This window comes from Massilia sp. S19_KUP03_FR1 (assembly GCF_036688685.1).
Classification (GTDB): Bacteria; Pseudomonadota; Gammaproteobacteria; order Burkholderiales; family Burkholderiaceae_D; genus JALYUM01.
In genome coordinates, this window is the sequence record NZ_JAQQPS010000006.1 from 133,892 (window position 1) to 158,440 (window position 24,549).

Annotated in this window: 24 protein-coding genes and 1 tRNA gene; 11 read left to right on the forward strand and 14 right to left on the reverse strand. The window is 61.0% G+C overall.

All coding sequences use genetic code 11. The features are described from left to right. Window positions 1-59: 59 nt before the first annotated feature. The 10 genes from V6M87_RS08465 to pepN all read right to left on the reverse strand — a co-directional run bounded on the left by V6M87_RS08465 (window position 60) and on the right by pepN (window position 12,289). Window positions 60-3,218, reverse strand: a complete 3,159-nt coding sequence (locus V6M87_RS08465; RefSeq protein WP_332876173.1) for a type I restriction endonuclease subunit R — start codon at window positions 3,216-3,218, stop codon at window positions 60-62. Between the two features lie 301 nt (window positions 3,219-3,519). Then, window positions 3,520-4,839, reverse strand: coding sequence for a restriction endonuclease subunit S (locus tag V6M87_RS08470; RefSeq protein ID WP_332876174.1), 1,320 nt, complete (start codon window positions 4,837-4,839; stop codon window positions 3,520-3,522). Beyond that, window positions 4,829-6,394, reverse strand: coding sequence for a class I SAM-dependent DNA methyltransferase (locus V6M87_RS08475; protein ID WP_332876175.1), 1,566 nt, complete (start codon window positions 6,392-6,394; stop codon window positions 4,829-4,831). The genes V6M87_RS08470 and V6M87_RS08475 overlap by 11 nt, the downstream gene beginning before the upstream one ends. A gap of 130 nt (window positions 6,395-6,524) precedes the next feature. Continuing rightward, complete coding sequence (locus V6M87_RS08480; protein ID WP_332876176.1) at window positions 6,525-6,677, reverse strand: hypothetical protein; 153 nt, start codon at window positions 6,675-6,677, stop codon at window positions 6,525-6,527. 15 nt (window positions 6,678-6,692) lie between these two features. After that, on the reverse strand, window positions 6,693-7,070 hold the full coding sequence (locus V6M87_RS08485) for a hypothetical protein (protein WP_332876177.1): 378 nt from the start codon (window positions 7,068-7,070) through the stop codon (window positions 6,693-6,695). 10 nt (window positions 7,071-7,080) lie between these two features. Continuing rightward, a complete protein-coding gene (locus V6M87_RS08490) occupies window positions 7,081-7,539 on the reverse strand; it encodes a hypothetical protein (protein ID WP_332876178.1) in 459 nt (152 codons plus the stop codon). A 10-nt stretch (window positions 7,540-7,549) separates the two neighbouring features. Further along, on the reverse strand, window positions 7,550-8,041 hold the full coding sequence (locus V6M87_RS08495) for an Hcp family type VI secretion system effector (protein ID WP_332876179.1): 492 nt from the start codon (window positions 8,039-8,041) through the stop codon (window positions 7,550-7,552). A 289-nt stretch (window positions 8,042-8,330) separates the two neighbouring features. Next, window positions 8,331-8,406, reverse strand: a tRNA-Thr gene (locus tag V6M87_RS08500). Window positions 8,407-8,616: 210 nt separating this feature from the next. Beyond that, window positions 8,617-9,621 (reverse strand): class 1 fructose-bisphosphatase, encoded by a 1,005-nt coding sequence (locus V6M87_RS08505; protein ID WP_332876180.1) that lies wholly within the window; start codon window positions 9,619-9,621, stop codon window positions 8,617-8,619. Window positions 9,622-9,643: 22 nt separating this feature from the next. Then, window positions 9,644-12,289: an aminopeptidase N gene (gene pepN, locus V6M87_RS08510; protein ID WP_332876181.1), complete on the reverse strand. Its 2,646-nt coding sequence runs from the start codon at window positions 12,287-12,289 to the stop codon at window positions 9,644-9,646. 194 nt (window positions 12,290-12,483) lie between these two features. Here pepN and V6M87_RS08515 point away from each other — a divergent pair, with 194 nt between their 5' ends. Further along, window positions 12,484-13,119 carry a DUF4136 domain-containing protein gene (locus V6M87_RS08515; protein ID WP_332876182.1) on the forward strand — a complete coding sequence of 212 codons (636 nt, stop codon included), beginning with the start codon at window positions 12,484-12,486 and terminating at the stop codon, window positions 13,117-13,119. Between the two features lie 174 nt (window positions 13,120-13,293). Here the strand turns inward: V6M87_RS08515 and V6M87_RS08520 are convergent, their stop codons facing one another. The 3 genes from V6M87_RS08520 to V6M87_RS08530 are packed head-to-tail and all read right to left on the reverse strand — an operon-like array spanning window position 13,294 to window position 15,365. Beyond that, entirely contained in the window at window positions 13,294-13,440 is a 147-nt protein-coding gene (locus V6M87_RS08520) for a hypothetical protein (protein ID WP_332876183.1), read from the reverse strand. Continuing rightward, window positions 13,437-14,423 carry a quinone oxidoreductase family protein gene (locus tag V6M87_RS08525; RefSeq protein ID WP_332876184.1) on the reverse strand — a complete coding sequence of 329 codons (987 nt, stop codon included), beginning with the start codon at window positions 14,421-14,423 and terminating at the stop codon, window positions 13,437-13,439. The genes V6M87_RS08520 and V6M87_RS08525 overlap by 4 nt, the downstream gene beginning before the upstream one ends. A gap of 9 nt (window positions 14,424-14,432) precedes the next feature. Next, entirely contained in the window at window positions 14,433-15,365 is a 933-nt protein-coding gene (locus V6M87_RS08530) for a DMT family transporter (RefSeq protein WP_332876185.1), read from the reverse strand. Between the two features lie 119 nt (window positions 15,366-15,484). Between V6M87_RS08530 and V6M87_RS08535 the strand changes: the two genes are divergently transcribed. Together V6M87_RS08535 and purD are read left to right on the forward strand one after the other, a co-directional pair. Further along, window positions 15,485-16,210, forward strand: a complete 726-nt coding sequence (locus tag V6M87_RS08535) for a YebC/PmpR family DNA-binding transcriptional regulator (protein ID WP_332876186.1) — start codon at window positions 15,485-15,487, stop codon at window positions 16,208-16,210. A gap of 13 nt (window positions 16,211-16,223) precedes the next feature. After that, window positions 16,224-17,492 carry a phosphoribosylamine--glycine ligase gene (purD, locus tag V6M87_RS08540; RefSeq protein WP_332876187.1) on the forward strand — a complete coding sequence of 423 codons (1,269 nt, stop codon included), beginning with the start codon at window positions 16,224-16,226 and terminating at the stop codon, window positions 17,490-17,492. Between the two features lie 64 nt (window positions 17,493-17,556). On the opposite strand, the gene V6M87_RS08545 is transcribed toward purD, so the two are convergent. Beyond that, the gene (locus V6M87_RS08545; RefSeq protein WP_332876188.1) at window positions 17,557-17,850 is read right to left on the reverse strand and encodes a GIY-YIG nuclease family protein; all 294 of its coding nucleotides are present in this window, start codon (window positions 17,848-17,850) and stop codon (window positions 17,557-17,559) included. 185 nt (window positions 17,851-18,035) lie between these two features. On the opposite strand from V6M87_RS08545, the gene hemF reads away from it, so the two are divergent. The 8 genes from hemF to V6M87_RS08585 are packed head-to-tail and all read left to right on the forward strand — an operon-like array spanning window position 18,036 to window position 24,540. Beyond that, a complete protein-coding gene (gene hemF / locus V6M87_RS08550; protein ID WP_332876189.1) occupies window positions 18,036-18,938 on the forward strand; it encodes an oxygen-dependent coproporphyrinogen oxidase in 903 nt (300 codons plus the stop codon). Next, on the forward strand, window positions 18,935-19,582 hold the full coding sequence (locus V6M87_RS08555; protein ID WP_332876190.1) for a nicotinate-nucleotide adenylyltransferase: 648 nt from the start codon (window positions 18,935-18,937) through the stop codon (window positions 19,580-19,582). Before hemF ends, V6M87_RS08555 begins: the two co-directional genes overlap by 4 nt. Then, on the forward strand, window positions 19,582-20,265 hold the full coding sequence (gene rsfS, locus V6M87_RS08560) for a ribosome silencing factor (protein WP_332876191.1): 684 nt from the start codon (window positions 19,582-19,584) through the stop codon (window positions 20,263-20,265). Before V6M87_RS08555 ends, rsfS begins: the two co-directional genes overlap by 1 nt. A gap of 6 nt (window positions 20,266-20,271) precedes the next feature. Next, a complete protein-coding gene (rlmH, locus tag V6M87_RS08565) occupies window positions 20,272-20,742 on the forward strand; it encodes a 23S rRNA (pseudouridine(1915)-N(3))-methyltransferase RlmH (RefSeq protein WP_332876192.1) in 471 nt (156 codons plus the stop codon). 17 nt (window positions 20,743-20,759) lie between these two features. Continuing rightward, the gene (locus tag V6M87_RS08570; RefSeq protein WP_332876193.1) at window positions 20,760-21,377 is read left to right on the forward strand and encodes a Maf family protein; all 618 of its coding nucleotides are present in this window, start codon (window positions 20,760-20,762) and stop codon (window positions 21,375-21,377) included. A gap of 60 nt (window positions 21,378-21,437) precedes the next feature. After that, on the forward strand, window positions 21,438-22,901 hold the full coding sequence (gene rng, locus V6M87_RS08575) for a ribonuclease G (RefSeq protein WP_332876194.1): 1,464 nt from the start codon (window positions 21,438-21,440) through the stop codon (window positions 22,899-22,901). 52 nt (window positions 22,902-22,953) lie between these two features. Continuing rightward, window positions 22,954-23,529, forward strand: a complete 576-nt coding sequence (locus V6M87_RS08580; RefSeq protein ID WP_332876195.1) for a YdcF family protein — start codon at window positions 22,954-22,956, stop codon at window positions 23,527-23,529. Window positions 23,530-23,538: 9 nt separating this feature from the next. Next, entirely contained in the window at window positions 23,539-24,540 is a 1,002-nt protein-coding gene (locus tag V6M87_RS08585; protein ID WP_332876196.1) for an ImmA/IrrE family metallo-endopeptidase, read from the forward strand. Window positions 24,541-24,549 lie beyond the last annotated feature (9 nt).

Below are 24,549 nucleotides of genomic sequence, written 5' to 3' on the forward strand. Positions count from 1 at the left end.
TGCGCGACCAACACTGCGTGTGAGGGACCTGGCGCCTGTTTTGTCCCTCTCCTTAATTTCTAAGCCCACTCCGCGCTCAGCGTCTCAGCCTGCTGCATAACCAAAGCAACGGCCGCCTCTTCCTTCACGGGAGGATATTTGTACTTGCGCAAGATTCGCTTCACCAACAGCCTCAGCTTGGCCCGCACGCTGTCGCGCACTGCCCAGTCCACGCTGACGTTATTGCGCAGGCTCTCGGCCAGCTCATGGGCGATCTTCTTGAGCGTCTCGTCCCCCAGCTCGCGCACTGACTCCTCATTGTTGGCGAGCGCATCATAAAAGGCCAGCTCGTCCGCATTCAGCCCGGCGTTCGCACCCCGCTCAGCCTCCTCCTTGAACTTCTTCGCCATTGCGATCAGCTCTTCCATGACCTGGGCTGTCTCGATTGATCGATTCTGGTATCGCTTGATCACGTTGGTCAGCATCTCGCTGAACTTGTTGTTCTGCACGACGTTGGTGGCGAACCGGGCCTTGATTTCACCTTCCAGCAGGCGCTCAAGCAATTCAACCGCCAGGTTACGCTCGGGCAGGTTGCGCACCTCGTTGAGGAAATCGTCATCGAGGATACCGATGTTCGGCTTTTCGAGGCCCGCCGCATTGAAGATGTCCACGACCTCATTAGACACCAGCGCCGATCCGATGATTTGCCTCACAGCCAGATCGCGCTCCTCGTCCGTGCGCTTCTTGCTGCTGATGTCCCTCTTGGTCAGCAGTACCTTGACGGCCTGGAAGAACGCGACCTCGTCGCGCACCGCTTTCGCCTCGTCGAGTGTGCAGCACAGCGTGAACGCCTTCGACATGGCCAGCGCGGTATCACCAAATCGTTTTTTGCCGTCTTTCAAGCCAAGGACATGGTTGGCTGCCTTGGCCAGCATGCCATGCCCGCCCGTCAGGAAGTCGCTGTAATCGATCTGGTGGAGCATGGCGCGCAACACGTCCAACTTCTCCTCCAGTACCGCGTATGCCTCGTACGCATCGACTGTGGGGCGTCCGCGGCCCTTGCTGGCGGTGTACTCCTTGAGCGCCTGTTTCAGGTCGCTGGCGATGCCGATGTAGTCCACCACCAGGCCGCCTTGCTTGTCGCGGAAAACGCGGTTGACGCGCGCGATTGCCTGCATCAGGTTGTGGCCCTTCATCGGCTTGTCCACATACATGGTGTGCACGCATGGCGCATCGAAGCCGGTCAGCCACATGTCGCGCACGATTACCAGGCGCATCGGATCATCGGGATCTTTGAAGCGCTTCTCCATGCGCTTCTTAACTTGCTTCGAATAGATGTGCGGCTGCAGGAGAGGCTTGTCGCTGGCCGAACCTGTCATGACCACCTTGATCACGCCCTTCTCAGGATCGTCGTCATGCCAGTCGGGCCGAAGCGCGATGATGGCGTTGTACAGGTGCGCGCAAATGTCGCGACTCATGGCGACGACCATCGCCTTGCCCGACTGCGCCTTGTCACGTTCCTCAAAATGCTGGACCAGATCAGCCGCGACCTGCTTGATGCGCGGTTCGGAGCCGACGACTTTTTCCAGCGCGGCCCAGCGGCTCTTTAGCAGCGCCTTTTGATCATCCTCCTCGTCCTCGGCCAGTTCGTCCACCTCGTCGTCGATGCCATCGAGCGATTCCTCTCTCAGCCCGAGTTTGGCGAGACGTGACTCGTAGTAGATCGCGACCGTCGCGCCATCGTCACGGGCCTGCTGCATGTCGTAGATGTGGATGTAGTCACCGAAGACCGCGCGCGTGTCCCGGTCCTCGCTCGACACTGGCGTGCCGGTAAACGCGACGAAAGTGGCATTCGGCAGCGCATCGCGCAGGTTCTGCGCGTAACCAACCTGATATCGCTCCAGATACTGGGCCGGCGCTTCTGCCGCTTCCACGAGCGATGCCGGACTCGTTCCAGTGCCAGGCACGAGCGGCTTCACCTTGCGGGATTTCAGCTTCGCCTCAAAACCATACTGGGTGCGATGCGCCTCGTCGGCGATCACGACAATGTTATGCCGGTCGGACAGGAGAGGAAAGGTGTCCTCGTCCTCGCCAGGCATGAATTTCTGGATCGTGGCAAACACGATGCCGCCTGACGGCCTGTTGGCAAGCTTGGCGCGCAGATCCTGCCTCGTCAAAGCTTGCACCGGCTGCTCGCGCAGCAGATCCTGCGACAGCGAGAAAACGCCGAACAATTGGCCATCAAGGTCGTTGCGGTCGGTGATGACGACAATGGTCGGATTCTCCATCGCTGCTTCGCGCATGACGCGCGCCGCGAAACAGGTCATGGTGATGCTCTTGCCCGACCCTTGCGTGTGCCACACCACGCCACCCTTCTGGGTGCCGCCAGGGCGCGAGGCGGCGACCACCTGCATGATCGCAGCGCGCACGGCATGGAACTGGTGATAGCCGGCGACCTTCTTGATCAGCGTGCCATCATCTTCAAACAGCACAAAGAAGCGCAGGAAGTCGAGCAGGTAGACCGGCGCCAGGACGCCGCGCACGAGTGTCTCAAGCTCGTTGAACTGCCCCAATGGGTCGAGCTCAACGCCGTCGATGGTTCGCCACGCCATGTACCGCTCGGCGTTACTTGACAGCGATCCCATGCGGGCCTCGGTGCCGTCCGCAATCACCAGCACCTCGTTGTACTGGAACACGTCCGGGATCTGCGCCTTGTAGGTCTCGATCTGGTCGTACGCCTTCCAGATGTCGGCGTTCTCATCGGCCGGATTCTTCAGTTCCAGCAGCACCAACGGCAGGCCATTGACGAACAAAATGACGTCTGGTCGGCGCGTATGCTTCGGCCCTTTGATTGAAAACTGATTCACAGCCAGCCACTCGTTCGCGGCTACCTCGGCGTAATCGATCAGGCGGACAAAGTCGCCGCGACTCTCGCCGTCTTTCTCATATTCGACCGCAACACCGTTGACCAGCAGACGATGGAAAAGTCTGTTCGCTGACAACAACACGGGCGTATCCAGGTTCAAGACCTGCTGCAGGGCGTCCTCGCGGGCGGAAAACGGTATGTGTGGATTGAGCCGACTGATGGCATCCCGCAATCGTTCGACGAGAACGACCTGGATGTAATTACTGCGCTCGGGGGAACCGCCGTCAACGGCAATGTCCGGGCCATATACATGGCTGTAGCCAGTGTCGATCAGCCATGCCAGCGTTTCTTGTTCGAGTTGGTCTTCAGTCATTGGCTCGCCCGGATCTGTCGATCCAATCGACACGTTGCGTCGATATGTTTAAAAAAGCAGTAAAAATCGACACGTTTATCGGATGTGTCGATCGCATCAACCTGTTGCTATCGAACCAACTCAGCCAGCAACGCGTCATTAATGTAGTACTTCTCCCGCCCGATTTTGTGCTCTCGCAAGACGCCCAGGCCCGCCAGCACTTCGGCGTTACTGGACAGAGAACCCATGCGGGCCTCGGTGCCGTCCGGGATCAACAGAACCTCGTTGTACCTATATAGCGTGATGCTTCGGGTAAAACACCTTACGCAGCTTTTTTTAAAATGTCGCCGTCTTCTCGTAGGCGCAACTGACCAGAGATCAAACGTGGGAGAAGAGTATCGCGAATCGCGACAAGGGATTGGCAGCGCGCTTGGTTGTCATGAATTTTGGCCCAAATTGGCTTTACAAGGACCTCAAACGCTAACTTGATATCATCAGGCGGATTTAGCACCGCATAGCTTGGAAAGTACTTCAACGCAAGCCGATTTACAGTTGCGCCTTGGATTGTGTGTTTCGCCAGGAGACGTTGGAATGGGGCAGCAATAAACTGATGGAACCAAAAATGGCCATACCCGTTGGTTGCACAAGGTCGAACTAATGCCAACCTACGACCTAGACAGCAACGTGTTGCGGGTGGGATCAGCGCGAAGAAACCAAGAGTCGCCTCGTAACTGAAGACAATATCGCCATGGCGGGGTTCGATCCTGCGAGTCCATTGACTCCATTGGTCTTCATGGATATGTCGAACCTCGCCAAGCTCCAGGCCAGTTCCAGTTAGGTTCCTGATGCCCAAGAAAATCGGCCCCGTATTAGCTTCCGGTGGCGTTGCATGGGGGCCATCGTAGACGCCTTCTACTACTTGCTCGATAGTGGCCGAGCGCCACCCCCGGGGAACCAACCCAAGCGCCGAGGTTTCAAAGCTATCAGGGAACAGCGCCGCCGTCGCCCCATCCATTCCATCGGGTACGCGCCCATCCTGTCTGCCGCCGACAGGATCGAAGTCTACGAACCACGACTTGAATATAGCTTGGGCGATGGATTCAAGGGTGGCGTTGGTTTCGCGCAGAAGCGCAATGCGGTCATCGACGGCTTTAAGTATTCCGACTATCTCCCGCTGAACGCGAAGTGGAGGGATCCGAATCGGAAAATTTCCAAACTCGATTAGTGGGATGCGATCTACCGTGCTTCCATGAATCGTTCGCTGTCGAATGACATCTTGAAATTCAGGGGCTAGAAATGCGTACAGAACATATTCAGGGATTGCCAGTGTCGGATTGATCCGCATTAATGCCATTCGGCGACCAAGGCAGCATCGAAGCCCTGCTGGGACAATTGCTGCCTGCCCTAACCTTGTTTCGTACGAAAAAACTACATCGCCCTCTTGAGGCGTCACGCGCTTAGTCCACTTGACGAAATCATCCTCGGACAAGAATTCGGTGGATGAAAAATTCAATCGTCCACTATTGAGGTTTGAGATTCCCAAGAAGACTGGGCCTTTATTGGTCTTCTTGGGAGTTGCATGTGGCCCATCGAAGATGGTACAGATGGAAGAAACAGAGACAATCGGCCATTCAGAACTCATACCCCAGCCCCCCCAGATTCTGGCGTATCAGCTGATCCAGCTCGGCGCCTTTGGACATCTGCTCGCCCAGGGCCTCAGTTAGCTTCTGCATTTTCTCGGCAAAGCCTTCATCGTCGTCCTCGACAGCTTCAGCACCGACATAGCGTCCCGGCGTTAGCACATAGCCATGTTCGGCGATCTCTGCCAACCTGACGCTGCGGCAGAAACCGGCAACATCCTGATATTCGCCCGAGTCCGCTTCGCCGCGCCATGACGCCACAGTGCCGGCAATCTTGTCGATCACTTCCTCAGTGAATTCGCACTGCACGCGGCTGATCATGCTGCCCAGCTTGCGCGCGTCGATGAACAAGACCTCGCCTTGGCGGGCGCGCTTTTCCTTGACCAGGAACCACAGGCAGGCCGGGATTTGCGTATTAAAGAAGAGTTGACCAGGCAGCGCGATCATGACTTCGACCTTGTCCGCATCGACCATGGCGCGGCGGATATCGCCCTCGCTGTTCTGGCTGGACGACATCGAGCCGTTTGCCAGCACGATGCCGGCGCGCCCCGTGGACTTGAGGTGGTACAGCATGTGCTGGAGCCATGCGTAATTGGCATTGCCCAGCGGCGGCGTGCCGTAAACCCAGCGCGGGTCGCCCTCAAGGCTGCCATGCCACCAGTCCGAAATGTTGAAGGGCGGGTTGGCCAGCACGAAGTCGGCGCGCAGGTCGGCGTGCTGGTCGCGCACAAATGTATCGGCCGGCTCCTTCCCGAAGTTGAAGTCGATGCCCCGAATTGCCAGGTTCATCGCGGCCAGTCGCCACGTCGTGGGATTGGCTTCCTGCCCGTAGATGGACACATCGCCGATTTTGCCGCCGTGTGCCTCGATGAAGCGCTCGGACTGGACGAACATGCCGCCCGAGCCGCAGCAGGGGTCGTACACCTTGCCGTGGTGTGGCGCCAGCACCGCGACCAGGGTCTTGACGATGGACGCTGGCGTGTAGAACTGGCCGCCGCGCTTGCCCTCTGCGCTGGCGAACTGGCCAAGGAAATACTCGTACACCTGCCCGAGCAGATCGCGCGCGTGGTTTTTGGCGGTGTCGCCCGACTCGCCAAAGCCGATGGTCGAGATCAGATCGACCAGCTCGCCGAGCTTGCCATCCGGGAGCTGCACCCGCGCGTAGCGCTTGTCGAGGATGCCCTTGAGCTTGGGGTTCTCGGCCTCGATCAGCGACAAGGCATCGTCGATGCGCTTGCCGATATCGGCCTGCTTGGCTTGCGCCCGCAGCGTCTCCCAGCGTGCCGCCTCGGGCACCCAGAAGACGTTGACTTCCTTGTAGTAGTCGCGGTCCTCCAGTTCGTCGGCCAGCATCTCGGCATCGACATCATGGAGGAAATAATCGTCCGCAGCATCGCCAAAACGCCGCGTCAGCTCATCGCGGCGGGTCTGGAAGGTGTCGGATATGTACTTGACGAAGATGAGGCCCAGCACGATGTGCTTGTATTCGGCGGCGTCCATGTTGGCGCGCAGCTTGTCGGCTGTGGCCCAGAGGGTTTTCTTGATGTCTTCAATCATGGGGATGCGGTCATGGGATTCTGTATGAGCGTGATCTTATCCCATGTTGGACGTTTCTAAAATGCAAACCTTTCCAATGACGGTAGTGCGTTGTACGGCGACGCGGCGTTTAACCGGCGCTGGGTGGGAATCAGGGCGCCATCCCGTGCGCCAGACTGACCAATTTTTCGCGGTCCGGTGGCGACATCCGGTGGAACACCACCAGCAGCCATGCGGCCTTATCATCCTTCCTGTGGAAGTAGAACTCCGTTACGTTGAGCACTTTGGCGATGCGCTCTACCATCGACGCTTGACTGATCTAGCAGGTTGCACCTGCCATGCTTTTTCCTTTCAGTAGGTCTATGCCAAAGTGACAGGTGTACGGGTCCTTTTCATCTTTGTCATAGGAACAGTCAACGTCACCTCGCTCCCGCTGACGCATTCCCAGTGTCGTGCCGCAAGCCAATTTCAGGTCCGGCCCGATGGCATCGAACATCTCCTTCGCAAGCTGGCCCTGGATAGCGAATGACAGGCGCCGCTCCGTTCGTTTCGGCGGCTGGCTGTCGCCCAGTTGGCCGGAATACATGAGGTAGTGAACCGTGTACGGGGCGAAAGTTCCATCCCAGGGCTTTGATGCTGCAAGTGCCACCAACGAACACAACATCGTCACCATCAGGATGACTACACGGGTCTTCATGATTAGCTCCTTAAAATTGGACGTGGAAGTGGTCGTTGTGCTTGTCCAGGGTGCGTGCGCCGGGAACCCGCGTATCGTTGAAGAAGATGACGAGCCTGCCCGGTGCACAGGTGTGGAAAAGCTCGATCAACAGGGCAGTGGCTTCGCGGTCGTAGTCGGGACTGACATACGTTACGCCGGTATGGTGCCCGTCCTTGCGCAATGGCCGAACGTCCATTTCCAGTCCCTTACGGTGGGACTTGTGACCGAAGTCCAGACCACCAGCTACGCTGATGTTGCCAACACCGAACTTGCGGCGTTCGATCAGCGCCCACTCCCTTTCGACGGCAAGCAGTAGCGTCATCATGGTGGGATGGGCGTACTGGGCAGCACCATCAGGCGGCGTGCCGTAGACGTAGTAACCGGCCCCTTCCGGTGCCTGCGGCAGCATGAATAACCCGCGTGAGTCTTCTGGTAGCGGTGCGTACATGATGCGCCCTTCAAGCGATGCGGTTGGTGGACAAGTCCCAGCCGCCTTGCGTATTGCCGCCAGCGCCACCACCGATCTTTTGTTGGCAGTACTTCCATTTCACTTTGCTGAACTTTAGCGAGAACGAGTCGTGTAAGCCGCTGCCTTCGTGCACCACTTGATCCATGCTTCCGATCAGGACGTTTTCCAGTTCAATTTCGTAGTACTTCACTGGCACGCCGTTGCCGTCAGCACGCATGAATTCAAGTTTGGCCTTTGGGATCGTCTTACCCGATGAACAGGTTTGCATGAGTACAGGTGATGCAAGGTCTGCAAGCTTCGTCAGTGCGATGCTCTTGTGTTCACAGCGTTCGGCGGTGTGTCCGCCGGCAGTGGAAGCTGTGGCACTTTTGGGCTGCTTCACACCCAACTGCATAGACGTGCATTCGATCCAGCCTTGGTGGGAAGAATCGGCGGATTCGCCTTTGATGCCGTCGATAGAAAGATAAACGTCGATTGCCATGATTGCCCCTATCGGTGTGGTCGAAAGGGTAAGTGTTGAGCGACTTAGATCGCGGCGGCTTGGGCAGCCTCAAGCGGACTGAAAAGACGGTAGTAAATCACACTTGGGACGACTTGAATAAAAAATGCCGGCGCCTTGCCGGTTTCGTGGGTGGCTAAACCCCGAAGTATTCGCAACTTTGTGTGCTTGCATCGGTTAACAGTAAAACACCATGCAACAACAAAAAACCCGCGCCTCCTATGGGAAGAGCGGGTTTTAGTGTGTCTCGAATCATCGTGACACCATGTACTGGTGCCGCTTGCCGGAATCGAACTGGCGACCTTTTCATTACGAATGAACTGCTCTACCAACTGAGCTAAAGCGGCGACGAGCCGTATTCTAGCAAAGAATCGGTGAAACTTGCTAGTACGAATCGCGGTCGGTGCGGTTTTTGTTGGACGGCCGTCCCCGCGCAGGCGCGGATCGTTACAACGCATGCGATTGCCGCACCCGCAAACGTGCTATTGGCCCCCGCCTGCGCGGGGGTGACGGTTTTTAGGGCTGCGGCATCAGCATGCAGCAGAGGTAGGTGTGACTTACCCTTGCGTGTGATACCCCGTCACCACATCCACTTCCGCCTTCGACCCCAAAAACACCGGCACGCGCTGGTGCAGCTTGTGCGGGACAATGTCGAGGATGCGCTGCTTGCCATCGGTGGCAGCGCCGCCGGCCTGTTCGACGATCATGGCCATCGGATTGGCTTCGTACATCAGGCGCAGCTTGCCCGGCATGGCAGTGTCGCGCGTATCGGCCGGGTACATGAACACGCCGCCGCGCGAGAGGATGCGGTGCACGTCGGCGACCATCGAGGCCACCCAGCGCATATTGAAATCTTTTCCGCGCGGGCCGGTGCTACCTGCCAGCATTTCGTCGACGTAACGCGTGACCGGCGGATACCAGTGGCGGCTGTTCGACATATTGATGGCGAACTCTTTGGTCGTCTCGGGGATCTGCATATTGCGCTGCGTGAGCACCCACGAACCCATTTCACGGTCCAGCGTGAAGCAATTGACGCCGTTGCCGGTGGTGAGCACCAGCATCGTCTGCGGGCCGTACACGGCGTAACCGGCGGCGACCTGCTCGCTGCCTGGCTGCATGAAGTCGGCTTCGCTCGGCTCGCCCATGCCTTCCGGCGCCTTCAGCACCGAGAAAATGGTGCCGATCGAAACGTTGACGTCGATGTTCGACGAGCCGTCGAGCGGGTCGAACAGCAGCATGTACTCGCCCTTCGGATAGCGGTTCGGGATCGGGTGGATCGATTCCATTTCTTCCGACGCCATGGCGGCCAGGTGGCCGCCCCACTCGTTCGCTTCCAGCAGGATTTCGTTGGAGATGATGTCGAGCTTCTTCTGCACTTCGCCCTGGATGTTTTCCGTGTTGGCGGTGCCGAGCACATCGCCCAGCGCGCCCTTGCCTACCGCGTGGCTGATGGTCTTGCAGGCGCGCGCGACCACTTCGATCAAGAGGCGCAGTTCGGCCGGAATGCTGTTGTTTTTACGTTGTTCTTCCACCAGGTACTGCGTGAGGCTGACGCGTTTCATGAACTTCCTTTGTAATAACTAATTAGTTGGCGAGTGCTTTGGAAATCACTTCGCGCACATCGTTCGACAGTTTCTTGCGGCCGGCAACTTGCTGCAGCGCTTTTTTCATGTGCGCCTGGAAGGCCGGCGCATAGCGGCGCCAGCGGTCCATCGCGCGCGCGAGTCGGCTGGCCACTTGCGGATTCAAAGCGTCGAGCGCGATGACCTGCTCGGCCCAGAACACATAGCCGCTGCCGTCCGCCGCGTGGAACTGCACCGGGTTGGCGGCACAGAACGTCGACACCAGGCTGCGTGCGCGGTTCGGGTTGCGCAGGCTGAAGGCCGGATGCGTCATCAAGGCGCGCACCGCTTTCAGGTCTGTTTTCGGCGACGAGGCCTGCATCGAAAACCATTTGTCGACGACCAGTGCCTCGTTAGAGAAATCGTCGTAGAACGCGGCCAGCGCCACGGCGGCGCCCGCAGCCTCGGCGTGTACCAGCGCGCTCAGGGCGGCGCTGCGGTCGGTCATATTGGTGGCGTTGTCGCACTGCGTTTGCGCCAGCGCGATGGCTTGCGCATCGTGCGCGGCGCACAGGTAAGCCAGCGCCAGGTTTTTCAGCGCCCGGCGGCCGCTCGATACGGCGTCCGGGCTGTACGCGCCTGGGGTCTGGTTGGCGTCGTACTGCGCCATCAGTTCTTCACGCAAGCGCGCGCCGATGGTGGCGCGCACGAATTGCCGCGCCGTGTGGATGGCTTGCGGGTCGACGCTGTCCATCTGCTCGGCCATCATGGTTTCCGATGGCAACACGATGGCTTGCTCGCGGAAGGCGGCGTCGAGCGATGCGTCCGTCAACATCTTGCGCAGACCTTCAATGAAGACCTCGTCCAGGGTCAATTCTTCGCCGGCAATAACAGCGCGCGTGAGCCGCAGCAGGCGCGTCATGGCCAGACGCTGGCCGGCTTCCCAGCGGTTGACCGGGTCGCTGTCGTGGCTGAACAGGTGCAGCAGGGCTGCGTCGCTGTAGTTATATTCGAGCACGATCGGCGCGGAAAAATCGCGCAGGATCGACGGGGTCGGCTCTTCCTTAATGCCTTCAAACACGAAGCTTTGCGCCGCTTGCGTCAATTCCAGCACAGCCGTGGTGCCTGCCCTGGCGCCATTCAGGGTTAAGGACATGTCCTGGCCTGCAGCATTGAGCAAGCCGACCGCGACGGGGATATGGAAGGGCAGCTTGGTCGGCTGGCCGGGCGTGGCCGGGCACGACTGCGCCAGCGTGATGGTGTAGGTCTGCGCGGCCGCATCGTACGCCGTTTCTGCTTGCACGATCGGGGTGCCAGCCTGGCTGTACCAACGCTCGAACTGGACGAAGTCGCGCTGGTTGGCGTCGGCCATGGCGGCGCGGAAGTCATCGCACTCCACAGCTTGCCCATCGTGGCGCTGGAAGTACAAATCCATGCCCTTGCGGAAGCCATCGCGGCCCACCAGGGTTTGGTACATGCGCACGACTTCGGCGCCCTTCTCGTACACGGTGACCGTATAAAAATTGTTAATTTCGACGAAGGAATCGGGACGCACCGGGTGCGCCATCGGGCCGGCGTCTTCCGGGAACTGGGCCTGGCGCAAGGTGCGCACCTGGTCGATGCGGCCGACCGCGCGGCCGCTGCTTGTACCGATCATGTCGGCGGAGAATTCCTGGTCGCGGAACACCGTCAGACCTTCTTTCAGCGACAACTGGAACCAGTCGCGGCAGGTGACGCGGTTGCCGGTCCAGTTATGGAAATATTCGTGGCCCACCACCGCTTCGATGCCGGCGAAGTCGACGTCGGTGGCGACGCGCGGATTGGCCAGCACGTATTTGGTGTTGAAGATGTTCAGGCCCTTGTTTTCCATCGCGCCCATATTGAAGTCGCCGACAGCGACGATCATGAAGCGGTCCAGGTCCAGTTCCAGGCCAAAACGCTGTTCGTCCCAGCGGATGCTGTTTTTCAGCGACTGCATGGCGTAGTCGGTTTTATCCAGGTTGCCGTCTTCCACCCAGACTTGCAGCAGCGCATCGCGGCCGTCGGCGAGGCGGAACGTTTCTTCCTGGCAGACCAGTTTGGCCGCCACCAGCGCGAACAGATACGAGGGCTTCTTGAACGGGTCTTCCCACTTGGCGTAATGGCGGCCGTCGGGCAAATCGCCCTCGTCCACCAGGTTGCCGTTCGACAGCAGCACCGGGTACTGCGCCTTGTTGGCGCGCAGCATGACGGTGTAGGTCGCCATCACGTCCGGGCGGTCCGGGAAATACGTGATGCTTCTGAAACCTTCGGCTTCGCATTGCGTGAAAAAGTTGCCGTTCGAGCGGTACAGGCCGCTGAGCGAGGTATTCAGCTCGGGCGCGCACAGCGTCTCGATTTCCAGCGTGACTTCTTCGGGCGCGTCCGGGATGCGCAGCATATTCCCGTCGATGCGGTAAGCACGCTTCGGCAGCACCGCACCGTTCATGCGGATAGCGACCAGGTTCAGCTTGTCGCCATACAGCTCGATCTCGCGCTGGGCACTGGCAGGATTCCTGCGCATGCTCAGGCGGCTGGCGACGATGGTGCGCAGCGGGTCGAGGTCGAAGCCCAGTTCGACGGTATCGACCAGGTAGCTTGGCGGCGTGTAGTCCTGGCGGTAGATGGTCTGGGGTGTGTCTGTACGCATGAGAGTGTCCGCATCGACAAGGGAGAAGGTCCCATTTTACCAAGTGACGGGGCGCGCGCTGACGTTTCCTACCAATTTCACACCGTGTATCGCACTGTACGTCGGGTGAGAAGGTGTAAGCGAACGAGCAAGAATTCCTCCCAGGTAGTAATCTGAGCATAGGCAAGTACCGTCCATAGAAGGAGTAAGCGACCATGAAACGCGTTATACGAAACTTGATGATCACCGGCGCCGCGGCGCTGACGCTGGTGCTGGGCGGTTGCGCCACCACCGTGCGCAGCGACGTGACCACCTTCCAGCAATGGCCTGCGCAAATGCAGGACAAGAGTTACAGCTTCACAGCGCCGTCGGCGCAGGACGACACGCTGGAATTGCGTGCGTACCAGAACCTGGTGCGTGGCGAACTGACCAAACTGGGCTTCAGGGAAGCGACCGGGGCGCCTGCCCTGCACGTTTCCATGCGCTTCATGACCACCGATATTCCGGTGCAAGTCGTCGAGCCCGCCTTTCCCGGCTTCTACCCCTACGGCGGCTTCTACGGCCCACGCCGCTTTGGCGGCTTCTACGGCGGCCCGTTCTTCGGCAACCCGTATTTCGGCGGCTATGGCATGCCGGCGTATGACGTCCGTGAAGAACACCGTTACCAGCGCCAGCTGCAAATCCTGATTGCCTCCAGCACCGGGCAACCCCTGTTCGACGTCACGGTGAGAAATACCAGCCGGTCGGCGTCGACGCCAGCCATGATGCCGGCCCTGGTGCAGAGCGCGTTCGAAGGCTTCCCGGGCCCGAACGGCGCCGTGCGCAGAATCGAATTAAAGCAGAACAGCTAAGTGCCTATCCCAGTAGTGCGGAGTCGCTGCTGCCGCGCCTGACAAGCGTGGACTGCGTTGCTCGTCGTAGCATGGCTAGCCATGCGTCCTCCTCTCGCCTTGCCCACACTCGCCATGCATCGCGGACGCGCATGTCGGCATCCGCTTCCTCCTACCTACTGGGATAGGCACTAATTACGAGTAGTACGCTTCCGACCCCACCGTAATCAACACCACCAGCAACACCGCCAGCACCAGCACGATCAGCAGCCGCCCGAACCGGGGGCTGCTCGTCGTTTCTGGCTCGCCTGGCCCATCGTTGTCGTCGCTGAACTCTCTCATGACGCTACACCCGGCAGCAAAATCGTGGAGCCGGTCGTTTTACGTGCTTCCAGCGCCCGGTGTGCATCGGCTGCCTGCGCCAGCGGGAAACGCTGCCCAATGTTAATTTTTACGGCACCACTAGCCACGATGTCGAACAGGTCCTGCGCCGTCGCTTCCAGTTCTGCGCGCGTGGCCGTGTAGCTGACCAGCGTCGGGCGCGTGATGTACAGCGAGCCGCGCGAGACCAGTTCGGTCAGCGAGAACGGCGGCACCGGCCCGGACGCATTGCCGAAGCTGACCATGGTGCCGCGCGGCGCCAGGCAATCGAGCGAACCGATGAAGGTGTCCTTGCCGATGGAATCGAACACCACCGGCACCTTCGCGCCCCCGGTAATTTCCTTGACCCGTTCCACGAAGTTCTCCGTGTTGTAGTTGATGACGTGCGCCGCACCATGCGCCAGTGCCAGCTCGGCTTTCTCGTTGGACCCCACGGTGCCGATCAGGTTCACCCCCAATGCACGCGCCCATTGACATGCAATCAGGCCGACGCCGCCCGCTGCCGCGTGAAACAGGATGGTGTCGCCCGCCTTCACGGGATACGTGCGTTTCAACAGGTACTGGACCGTCATGCCCTGCAACATCATCGCAGCAGCTGTGTCGAAATCGATGGCGTCCGGCAAGCGCAGCAGGATATCGGCCGGCATCACCCGCACTTCGCTGTAGGACCCGTTCGGGCGCGCGGCATAGGCCACGCGGTCGCCTATGGCCACGTGCGTGACGCCCTCGCCCACCGCCTCGACCACGCCGGCCGCTTCCTGGCCCAGGCCGCTTGGCAGATCGAGCGGATACAGGCCGGTGCGAAAATAAACGTCGATGAAATTGATGCCGATGGCGTGGTGGCGCACGCGCGCCTGGCCCGGGCCCGGTTCGCCCACTTCCACGTCGACGTACTCGAGTACTTCAGGTCCGCCGGTGCGGGAAAACTGGATTGCCTTGGACATCGTGATCTCCTATTTTTTAAGTGACAGCATATAACTACCGGCCAGGACCAGCGCAGTGCCGGCCAGTTGCACCGCGGTGATCGGCTCGCCGAGGATCAGCGCGCCCAGGAACAGTGTCGAAATCGGCCCGACCATGCCGGCCTGCGACGCGGTCGGCGCACCGATGCGCTGCACGGCCATCATGGTCATGAAGACCGGGACGACGGTACAAAAGATGCCGTTGGCCAGCGACAGCCAGTACACCGGCGCCGGCTGGACCAGCATGCTCACTGGCCGCAGCAGTAAAAACTGGCCGATGCAGGCGACGCTCGAGACGCACATTGCGTAAGACACCAGCCGCAGCGAGCCGATCCGGCGCACCAGTTCGCCCGAGCCGAGCAAATAGATCGAATACGAAATGGCCGAACACAGCACGAAGGTGGCGCCGAGGACGGTCGAGCCTGCCCCGCCATGCAAATCGTGCAGGAACACGAACACAATGCCGCAGTAGGACAGGCCCAGCGCCATCCATTCAAGCCGGCTGATGCGGCGCTTGAAAAACACCGCAGTAATGAGGAGCACGAAACTGGGCGTGAGGAACAGGATCAGCCGTTCCAGGCCGACCGAAATGTATTGCAGCCCGAGGAAATCGAAGTAGCTCGACAGGTAGTAACCGACCAGGCCGAGGCCGACCAGGCGCCAGCGGTCGGCCTGGGACAGCGGCGGGCCAACGCGCATCTGCCACAGCGCGACGATGGCGAACACCGGCAGCGAAAACAGCATGCGAAAACCGAGCAGGGTGACGGCGTCGATCTGGTAGCGGTAGAGCAGCTTGGCGACGACCGCCTTCATGGAAAACAGCACGGCGCCGATGATGGCGATGGCCAGGCCCTGCACCAGGGCGGGCCGGCTGAGGGCGTGGTAGGGGTCGGCGTGCGGCACGGCACTTGCAATTTTGGTCATCAAGCGATTGTAATTGGAATCGTCGCGGCTGGCTTGCGAGGGTAATGCGTAGCAATTTTGAAATGAGGCCTATGATAAAATGTCGGCCACTCGTGCATACCGTCTAAGGAATTTCAGTCATGGCTGGACACAGCAAATGGGCCAATATCAAGCATAAAAAGGCCGCTACCGATGCCAAACGCGGCAAGATCTGGACGCGTCTGATCAAGGAAATCACGGTCGCAGCCCGAATGGGCGGCGGCGACGTCGACGCCAACCCGCGCCTGCGCCTGGCAGTCGACAAGGCAGCCGACGCGAATATGCCGAAGGAAAACGTGACACGCGCCGTGCAGCGCGGCTCCGGCACGCTGGACGGCGTCAACTATGAAGAAGTACGCTACGAAGGCTACGGCATCGGCGGCGCGGCGATCATCGTCGACTGCATGACCGACAACCGGGTCCGTACCGTGGCCGAAGTGCGCCACGCCTTCAACAAGAACGGTGGCAATATGGGCAACGAAGGCTCGGTGGCCTTCATGTTCCAGCATTGCGGCCAGTTCCTGTTCGCGCCCGGCGTGAATGAAGACAAGTTGATGGAAGCGGCGCTCGAAGCCGGCGCCGACGACGTGGTGCAGGATGAAGAAGGCGGCTTCGAAGTGCTGTGCGACCCGTTCGCGTTTTCCAACGTCAAGGACGCGCTGGAGAAAGCCGGATTCAAGGCCGAAGTGGCCGAGATCATCTGGAAGCCGGCGGCGGAAACCGTGTTCACGGGCGAAGACGCCGTCAAAATGCAGAAAATCCTCGACGCGCTGGAAAACCTGGACGATGTCCAGGCAGTGTTTACCAACGCCCTGATTGAAGATTAACGCGGAAAACCCCATGAAAATCCTGGTAGTCGGCGCTGGCGGCCGTGAACATGCCCTGGCCTGGAAACTGGCCCAATCGGAACGCATCCAGATGGTCTACGTTGCCCCTGGCAACGCCGGCACCGCGCGCGATACGCGCCTGGTCAACGTCGACATCACCGATCCGGCGCAACTGGCCGACTTCGCCCAGGCCGAACACATCGCGCTGACGCTGGTCGGCCCGGAAGTGCCGCTGGCAGCGGGCATCGTCAACATCTTCCGCGGCCGCGGCCTGAAAATTTTCGGTCCGACCAAAGAAGCGGCGCAACTCGAAAGTTCAAAAGACTTCGCCAAGGCGTTCATGGAGCGCCATGGCATTCCGACCGCGAAGTACCAGACTTTTTCGGACGCGGCCCCGGCCCACGCCTACATCGACGCGATGGGTGCGCCGATCGTCATCAAGGCCGACGGCCTGGCTGCCGGCAAGGGCGTCGTGGTTGCCGTGTCGCTGGAAGAAGCGCACGGCGCGGTCGACCACATGCTGGCCGATAACGCCTTCGGCGACGCCGGTGCACGCATCGTCATCGAAGAGTTTTTGACCGGCGAGGAAGCCAGCTTCATCGTCATGTGCGACGGCAAACATGTGCTGCCGCTGGCCACCAGCCAGGACCACAAGCGTTTGAAGGACCACGATGAAGGCCCGAACACGGGCGGCATGGGCGCGTATTCGCCGGCTGCCATCGTCACGCCGGAAATGCATGCACGCGTGATGCGCGAGATTATCAACCCGACCATCGCGGGCATGGCGCGCGACGGCATCATTTTCACGGGCTTTTTGTATGCCGGCCTGATGATCGATGCGGCGGGCAATCCGCGCACGCTGGAATTTAACTGCCGCATGGGCGACCCGGAAACCCAGCCGATCATGGCGCGCTTGAAAAGCGATCTGGTCGGGGTGCTGGAACATGCCTGCAACGGCACGCTCGACACCGTGGAACTGGAGTGGGATCGGCGCACGGCCGTGGGCGTGGTGATGGCCGCGGCCGGGTATCCCGATGCGCCGGTCAAGGGCGCGGTCATCGACGGCATTCCGGCCGAGACGGCGGAATCGATGGTGTTTCATGCCGGGACCACGCAGGCGGGCGGGCAGTTGCTGACCAATGGCGGGCGGGTCTTGTGCGTGGTGGGGCTGGGCGACAGCGTCAAGATGGCGCAGAAGCAGGCGTATGAGGTGGTCGAGCAGATTCACTTCGATGGGGCGCAGTACCGGCATGATATTGGCTGGCGTGGGATCAAGCAGTAAAAACAATTAGTACCGCCGCCCTCCAGACCGTCATACCGGCGAAAGCCGGTACCCATACTGAGCATCACCCACAGATATCAGAAAACAAATCGCGCCAGTGCGGATTTGTTTTCTGGATCAGTTCAATTTTCCAGGCGCGCTGCCATTCCTTCAGCTGCTTTTCGCGCGTGATCGCAGCCATGATGTAGCCGTGCATTTCATACCAAACGAGCTGCTTGACGTTGTACTGCTTGGTGAAACCGCTGACAAAACCCTCGCGGTGCTCCCAAACGCGTTTGATCAGGTCGGACGTGACGCCGATGTACAGCGTTCCGTATGGTCGGCTGGCAAGCAGGTAGACGTAGCTGTATTTGTCCATCGAGCGATGATGGGCTTGCGCTGATTGGCGCGGATGCGCTGGCGCAAACGCGTTCCGACACTCAGTATGGGTACCGGCTTGCGCCGGTATGACGGATCTGGCGGTAGTGGTGATAAATACGACCCGGTTCTGTCATCTGTCCGTAGTGTACAATCCACCCTCAATTTTTCCCCCTTCATTCCCGAATGTCCTCCCCCTCCCCATCCACCGTCAAAACCTGGCTCCTGGCCCTGCAAGAACGCATCGTCAGCGCGCTCGAGCAGGCTGACGGCCAGCCGTTTTTGCGCGATGCCTGGGAACGCCCCGAAGGCGGCGGTGGCGTATCGCGACTGATCGAGGAAGGCAATGTCATCGAACGCGGCGGCGTGAATTTCTCGCACGTGATGGGCGCGGCCCTGCCCCCGTCGGCCACCGCGGCACGCCCGGAGATGGCCGGCCGCGCCTGGGTCGCGATGGGTGTCTCGCTGGTGCTGCACCCGCGTAATCCGTACGCCCCGACAGTGCACATGAACGTGCGCTTTTTTGAAGCGGTCGCCGAGGGACAAGACCCGGTCTGGTGGTTCGGCGGCGGCATGGACCTGACACCCTATTATGGCAACGCGGATGACGCGCGCCACTTTCACCAGACCTGCGCCAACGCCGTCGGCCCCGACCTGCACCCACGCTTCAAGTCCTGGTGCGACGACTACTTCACGCTCAAGCACCGCAAGGAGCCGCGCGGCGTGGGCGGCATCTTTTTCGATGACTTCCATGAAGGCGGTTTCGATGCAGCCTTCGCCATGGTGCAGCAAGTGGGCGACAGTTTTATCGACGCCTACTTGCCGATCCTGCAGGCGCGCAAGGACACCCCGTACGGCGAACGCGAACGCGATTTCCAGTGCTACCGGCGCGGGCGCTACGTTGAGTTCAATCTGGTCTGGGACCGCGGCACGCTGTTCGGCCTGCAGTCGGGCGGGCGCACGGAAGCGATTCTGATGTCGATGCCGCCGCTGGTGAAATGGCGCTACGACTGGCACCCGGCAGCGGGCACGCCGGAAGCGGCGCTGTACACCGACTTCCTGATCCACAAAGACTGGCTGAGCGCGTGAGGAAGTGCATTGCCCTGCTCGGCGGCAGTTTCGATCCGGTCCACCTCGGCCACCTTGCACTGGCCGACACCTTCGTCCAGCTGTTACAGGCCGATGAACTGCGCGTGATTCCCGCACGGCCGTGGCAAAAATCGACCCTGCAGGCCAGCGATGCGCAGCGCATCGACATGCTGCAACTTGCCTTCGCGGCCAGCCGTGTACCTGTGGTGATCGACACCCAGGAACTCGAGCGCGATGGCCCAACCTATACCGTCGATACGCTGCGCGCGCTGCGCGCCGAACTGGGAGACGACGTTTCGCTCGTGTTCCTGATCGGCGCCGACCAGCTGCAGCGGCTCGACACCTGGCGCGACTGGCACGCGCTATTTGAACTGGCGAATCTTGGCGTGGCTGCGCGCCCGGGATTTAGCCTCGCCGACGCTGCTCTGCCCCCTGCCGTGGTGCAGGAACTGGCGCTGCGTCGTGCGTCCCCGGAGCAGCTGCGCGCCACACCGTGCGGCCTTGTCAGCGTCGCGCCATCACTGGCTGTGGACGTCTCCGCCACCGAGATCCGGTCGGCGCTATGCCAGGAGGATAAGACAAATGCGCTTCTTCCTTCGGTAGTGCTAGACTACATTCAACAACATCATCTATACAAGAACTAATGGATATCAAAAAACTGCAAACGCTCGTCGTCGACGCGCTCGAAGACGTCAAGGGCCAGGACATTCAGGTGTTCGACACCGTTCACCTGACCAGCCTGTTCGACCGCATCGCTGTCGTGTCGGGTACCTCGAACCGCCAGACCAAGGCGCTGGCCGCATCGGTACGTGACAAGGTCAAGCTGGCCGGCGGCGACGTCATCGGCATGGAAGGCGAGGACACCGGTGAGTGGGTGCTGGTCGACCTGGGCGACATGATCGTCCACATCATGCAACCGGCCATTCGCCAGTACTACCGCCTCGAAGAAATCTGGGGCGACAAGCCGGTGAAACTGGGCGCCGCCAAGCGCAAGTCGACCCCGGAAGGCGAAGACGTCGCACTGGCCAAACCGAAGTCGAAGCACCTGGCCTCGACCCAGCCGGCGCCGGAAGTGAAACCTGTGCGCGAAACGAAGGCACCGGCCGCGAAAAAAGCTGCCGCCAAAACACCGGCCGCGAAGAAGCCTGCTGCTTCGAAAGCGATCGGCAAGGTCGTCAAGGTTGCACCATCGAAAACCGAAGTGGCAGCCGTCGCCGCGCTCAAGTCGCTGCCGCCGAAACGCGTGCGCGCAGCTGCTGCACCGGCCGACGCCGTGCCAGTCAAGAAGGTCATCAAGCGCAACGTCAAGAAGACCGACGAAGAGTAAGCGTCCATGCAGCTCATCATCGCAGCGGTGGGCCACAAGATGCCGGCCTGGATCGAAACCGGGTTTTCCGAGTACACCAAGCGCATGCCACCCGAGCTGCGCATCGTGCTCAAGGAAATCAAGCCGGTCGACCGGTCCGGCAGCAAGACCGCCGCCACCGCCATGGCGCTCGAACGTGAGCGTATCGAGCAAGCGCTGCCGAAAAACGTGCGCATCATCGCGCTCGACGAACGCGGCAAGGATTTGACCAGCGTGGGCCTGGCCCAGCAGCTCGAGACATGGCAGCAGGAGGGACGCGACACTGCGTTCCTGATCGGCGGGGCCGACGGGCTCGATCCCGCACTGAAGGCAAAAGCCGAAGGGCTGATTCGTATCTCCAGCATGACACTGCCGCATGGGGTAGTGCGTGTGATGCTGGCCGAACAACTGTACCGCGCCTGGTCGATCACCCAGAATCATCCTTACCACCGCGTCTGACGTCACACTCCCCTATCGTGAAACTGCTCGACCGAAAAATCTACCTCGCCTCAAAAAGCCCGCGCCGGCGCGAACTGCTGCGCCAGGTCGGCATCGATTTTGAATTGCTCATGTTGCGCAACGATCCAAGCCGCGGCGTGGACGTGACCGAAGACGTCAACGCCCAGGAAAGTCCGGAAAATTACGTGGCCCGGGTAGCGCTCGAAAAAGGCGCCTTCGCCTGGAACATGGTGATGACGCGGCGCCTGACGCCGCGCCCGGTGCTCAGCGCCGACACCACCGTCACGATGGATGGCGTCATCCTCGGCAAACCAGCAGGACAAAAGGAAGCGGTGGCGATGCTCGAACAGCTGTCGGGCCGCACGCACGAGGTGCTGACGGCCGTGGCCGTGCACTACAAGGACATGGCCGAGCAGATCACGCAGGTGTCGAAAGTGCGCTTTGCCACCCTGTCGCCGGCCGCCATCCGCGCCTACTGCGCCACCTCCGAGCCCTACGACAAGGCCGGCGGCTACGGCATCCAGGGCCTGGCGGCCCTGTTCGTCGAGCATATCGAGGGCAGCCACTCCGGCATCATGGGCTTGCCGCTGTTCGAAACGGCGCAGCTGTTGCGCCGCGCCGGCGTCCCGATATAGCGCTCACTGCCCGGCGTTGAACGGGTATCATGTCAGCCTGAACAACCTAGCTGGCGCCTCATGAACGAAGACATCCTGATCAATATCACCCCGCAGGAAACGCGCGTCGCGCTGATCCTGCAGGGCGCAGTGCAGGAGTTGCACATCGAGCGCACGCTCACGCGTGGCCTGGCCGGGAATGTCTACTCGGGCAAGGTCGTGCGGGTGTTGCCGGGCATGCAGTCGGCCTTCATCGACATCGGCCTGGAACGCGCCGCCTTTTTGCACGTGGCCGATATCTGGGAAGCGCGCACCCATGACGGCACCGCCAGCACGCCGGCACCCATTGAAAAAATCCTGTTCGACGGCCAGGTGCTGACGGTGCAGGTGATCAAGGACCCGATCGGCACCAAGGGTGCACGCCTGTCGACGCAGATCTCGATTGCCGGGCGCATGCTGGTCTACCTGCCGCAAGACAAACACATCGGCATCTCGCAGAAAATCGAAAAGGAAGCCGAGCGCGAACGCCTGCGCACGCGCCTGCAAAGCCTGTTACCAGCGGAAGAAAAAGGCGGCTACATCGTGCGCACGATGGCCGAGGAAGCTAGCGACGCCGACATTGCCGCCGACGTCGACTACCTGCGCAAAACCTGGAGTGCCATCGTCCACGGCGCCCGCACCCGTCCCGCCACCAGCCTGCTGTACCAGGATCTGAACCTGGCCCAGCGCGTGCTGCGCGACTTCGTGCACGACGAAACGGCCACCATCCAGGTCGACTCGCGCGAGAACCACGCCATGCTGGTGGAATTCGCCAAAACGTACACCCCGAGTGTACTGGCGCGCCTGCAGCACTACACCGGCGAGCGCCCGCTGTTCGACCTGTATGGCGTGGAAGAAGAGATCCTGCGCGCGCTGGGCCGGCGCGTCGACCTGAAATCGGGCGGCTACCTGATCGTCGACCAGACCGAGGCCATGACCACCATCGACGTGAACACGGGCGGTTTTGTGGGCGGGCGCAATTTCGCCGACACGATTTTCAAAACCAACCTGGAAGCGGCGCATGCCATCGCGCGCCAGCTACGCCTGCGTAACCTGGGCGGCATCATCATCCTCGACTTCATCGACATGGACAACAACGAGCACAAGAACACCGTGCTGGCCGAGTTGAAGAAGACGCTCTCGCGCGACCGCACCAAGGTCTCGGTGAGTAATTTCTCGGCCCTGGGCCTGGTCGAGATGACGAGGAAGCGCACGCGCGAGTCGCTCGCCCACATCCTGTGCGAACCGTGCCCGGCCTGCAGCGGCAAGGGCCAGGTCAAGACCTCGCGCACGATCTGCTACGAAATCCTGCGTGAACTGATGCGCGAAGCGAAGCAGTTCAACCCGCGCGAGTTTCGCATCCTGGCCTCGCAGGAAGTGGTCGATCTGTTCCTTGAAGAAGAGTCGCAGCACCTGGCCATGCTGGGCGACTTCGTGGGCAAACGGATTTCGCTGCAGGTCGAGACCGGCTATCACCAGGAACAGTACGACATCATTTTGATGTGATGTGTATTCGCGCAGGGTATCAATATGGCATGCTTGAAGAGGATCGCCTGACATGCGCCTGATCGTCAGAAGCGGCCTGGTACTGCTACTGGCGCTGGCCGCAGCGACCGCCCTGCTGGTTGGCGCCGGCTTGCGCGACGACGTCCAGGTCAGTGACGTCGGCGTCGTACTCGGCTCGAAAGTCATGCCCGACGGCACGCCCTCGGCGCGCCTGCGGGCCCGCCTCGACCGGGCCGCCGACCTGTACGGGCAAGGCATGTTTGCGCATCTGATCGTCAGCGGTGGAACCGGCGTCGAACGCTTCAGCGAAGCCCGGGTCATGGCGCGCTACCTCGCTGAACAGCGCGGGGTCCCAGCCGCAGCCATCCTGCTCGATGAGCATGGCGACGACACCGACGCGACAGCCCGCAACAGCGCTGCCATCATGCGCGCGCACGGCTTCGCCAGTGCGCTGGTCGTCACCCAGTATTTCCACATTCCGCGCAGCCGGTATGCGCTGCGGCGGGCGAATATCGCCACTGTGCACGCCGCGCATGCGCATTTCTTCGAGGCGCGCGACATCTATTCGACGGCGCGGGAAATCGTCGCACTGCCGGCGTACTGGATCAACAGCCTGCGCACAAGCTAGGCGACACCCATGCGCACATCGCTGTTCACCGAATTCAAGGAAGGCACAGCGCTGGCGCGTACCGATTTGGCGCTGACCAGACAACTGCTGCGGCATTACCAGACCAGCACATTGCTGCCGGCCCGGCGCGGCCTGTGTCGCTCGACCTGCGTCGTGCTGGCCTGGAACATCCAGCAAGCCCGCGTCGTCTTCCCGCACGATCCGGCACTGATCCGCGGCGTCATCTCGGGCGCCCCCTGCGCCAACGCACTCGCCGCCTGGGGCGACCAGCAACGGCACTGGATCGTCGTCACCGAAGGACTCATGCGTGCGCTGCACGACGCTGCCGAAGCGCATGCGGCGCGCCTGCTGGCCGCCTTTCCCGCAGCGTTTGCCTCGGTTCCCGGCCAGCGCCTGCTCGCGGCGACACCGCTGCAAGGCTTCGACACCATGCTCGGCGCCTTGCTGTACTTCGGCGCCATGTCGTTCGTGGCATCGCACGAACTCGGGCATCACCTGGCCGGGCACGGCGCCTATTTCAGTGGCCAGGCGCACAAGGGCCGCTGGGACGTTCCCCAGGCCCTCGAGCGCCAGGCCGATGCGATCGGGGTGGCGGCGGCCCTCCTGTCGGTCAGCAAACTAATGCGGCGACTGTTCACGGCCGCGGGCCTGCCGCCGTCCGGGCGCCAGCAGCAGCAGGCGCTCATCGCCATCGTCTTCACCGCTGGGGTGCTCACCAGCGCCGCGCGGCTGCTGCCGGCGGGCTTCGATTTCAACGGGGCGCATTCGCCCAACGCCTACCGCATGCTCAGGATTGCCGCAACCTTGCTGCGGCCGCTGCGCTCCCTGCTGCTGCTCGATGATGCCACACGCAAATCGATCCGGCGCCAGTGCCTGGAAGCCGTGCTCGGCCCGGCCCAGCATGTACGCGGCATGCAGCAGGCGCTGCACGCCCCGGCCTTCCAGGCCTACACCTCGCAGCTCGATGCCGGCTTTCGGCTGTTCAAGGACAACCTGCCCGAGCCGTCCTGAGCCTGGCAA

Excerpts from the sequence above, each read along its gene's own strand:
- V6M87_RS08530 (WP_332876185.1), bottom strand. The coding sequence starts at position 15,365 with ATGACCAAAATTGCAAGTGCCGTGCCGCACGCCGACCCCTACCACGCC.
- V6M87_RS08475 (WP_332876175.1), bottom strand. The coding sequence starts at position 6,394 with ATGATTGAAGACATCAAGAAAACCCTCTGGGCCACAGCCGACAAGCTG.
- V6M87_RS08490 (WP_332876178.1), bottom strand. The coding sequence starts at position 7,539 with ATGTACGCACCGCTACCAGAAGACTCACGCGGGTTATTCATGCTGCCG.
- purD (WP_332876187.1), top strand. The coding sequence starts at position 16,224 with ATGAAAATCCTGGTAGTCGGCGCTGGCGGCCGTGAACATGCCCTGGCC.
- V6M87_RS08520 (WP_332876183.1), bottom strand. The coding sequence starts at position 13,440 with ATGAGAGAGTTCAGCGACGACAACGATGGGCCAGGCGAGCCAGAAACG.
- rlmH (WP_332876192.1), top strand. The coding sequence starts at position 20,272 with ATGCAGCTCATCATCGCAGCGGTGGGCCACAAGATGCCGGCCTGGATC.
- V6M87_RS08465 (WP_332876173.1), bottom strand. The coding sequence starts at position 3,218 with ATGACTGAAGACCAACTCGAACAAGAAACGCTGGCATGGCTGATCGAC.
- V6M87_RS08480 (WP_332876176.1), bottom strand. The coding sequence starts at position 6,677 with ATGGTAGAGCGCATCGCCAAAGTGCTCAACGTAACGGAGTTCTACTTC.
- V6M87_RS08515 (WP_332876182.1), top strand. The coding sequence starts at position 12,484 with ATGAAACGCGTTATACGAAACTTGATGATCACCGGCGCCGCGGCGCTG.
- V6M87_RS08580 (WP_332876195.1), top strand. The coding sequence starts at position 22,954 with ATGCGCCTGATCGTCAGAAGCGGCCTGGTACTGCTACTGGCGCTGGCC.
- pepN (WP_332876181.1), bottom strand. The coding sequence starts at position 12,289 with ATGCGTACAGACACACCCCAGACCATCTACCGCCAGGACTACACGCCG.
- V6M87_RS08535 (WP_332876186.1), top strand. The coding sequence starts at position 15,485 with ATGGCTGGACACAGCAAATGGGCCAATATCAAGCATAAAAAGGCCGCT.
- V6M87_RS08470 (WP_332876174.1), bottom strand. The coding sequence starts at position 4,839 with ATGAGTTCTGAATGGCCGATTGTCTCTGTTTCTTCCATCTGTACCATC.
- V6M87_RS08585 (WP_332876196.1), top strand. The coding sequence starts at position 23,539 with ATGCGCACATCGCTGTTCACCGAATTCAAGGAAGGCACAGCGCTGGCG.
- hemF (WP_332876189.1), top strand. The coding sequence starts at position 18,036 with ATGTCCTCCCCCTCCCCATCCACCGTCAAAACCTGGCTCCTGGCCCTG.
- rsfS (WP_332876191.1), top strand. The coding sequence starts at position 19,582 with ATGGATATCAAAAAACTGCAAACGCTCGTCGTCGACGCGCTCGAAGAC.
- rng (WP_332876194.1), top strand. The coding sequence starts at position 21,438 with ATGAACGAAGACATCCTGATCAATATCACCCCGCAGGAAACGCGCGTC.
- V6M87_RS08545 (WP_332876188.1), bottom strand. The coding sequence starts at position 17,850 with ATGGACAAATACAGCTACGTCTACCTGCTTGCCAGCCGACCATACGGA.
- V6M87_RS08495 (WP_332876179.1), bottom strand. The coding sequence starts at position 8,041 with ATGGCAATCGACGTTTATCTTTCTATCGACGGCATCAAAGGCGAATCC.
- V6M87_RS08525 (WP_332876184.1), bottom strand. The coding sequence starts at position 14,423 with ATGTCCAAGGCAATCCAGTTTTCCCGCACCGGCGGACCTGAAGTACTC.
- V6M87_RS08485 (WP_332876177.1), bottom strand. The coding sequence starts at position 7,070 with ATGAAGACCCGTGTAGTCATCCTGATGGTGACGATGTTGTGTTCGTTG.
- V6M87_RS08505 (WP_332876180.1), bottom strand. The coding sequence starts at position 9,621 with ATGAAACGCGTCAGCCTCACGCAGTACCTGGTGGAAGAACAACGTAAA.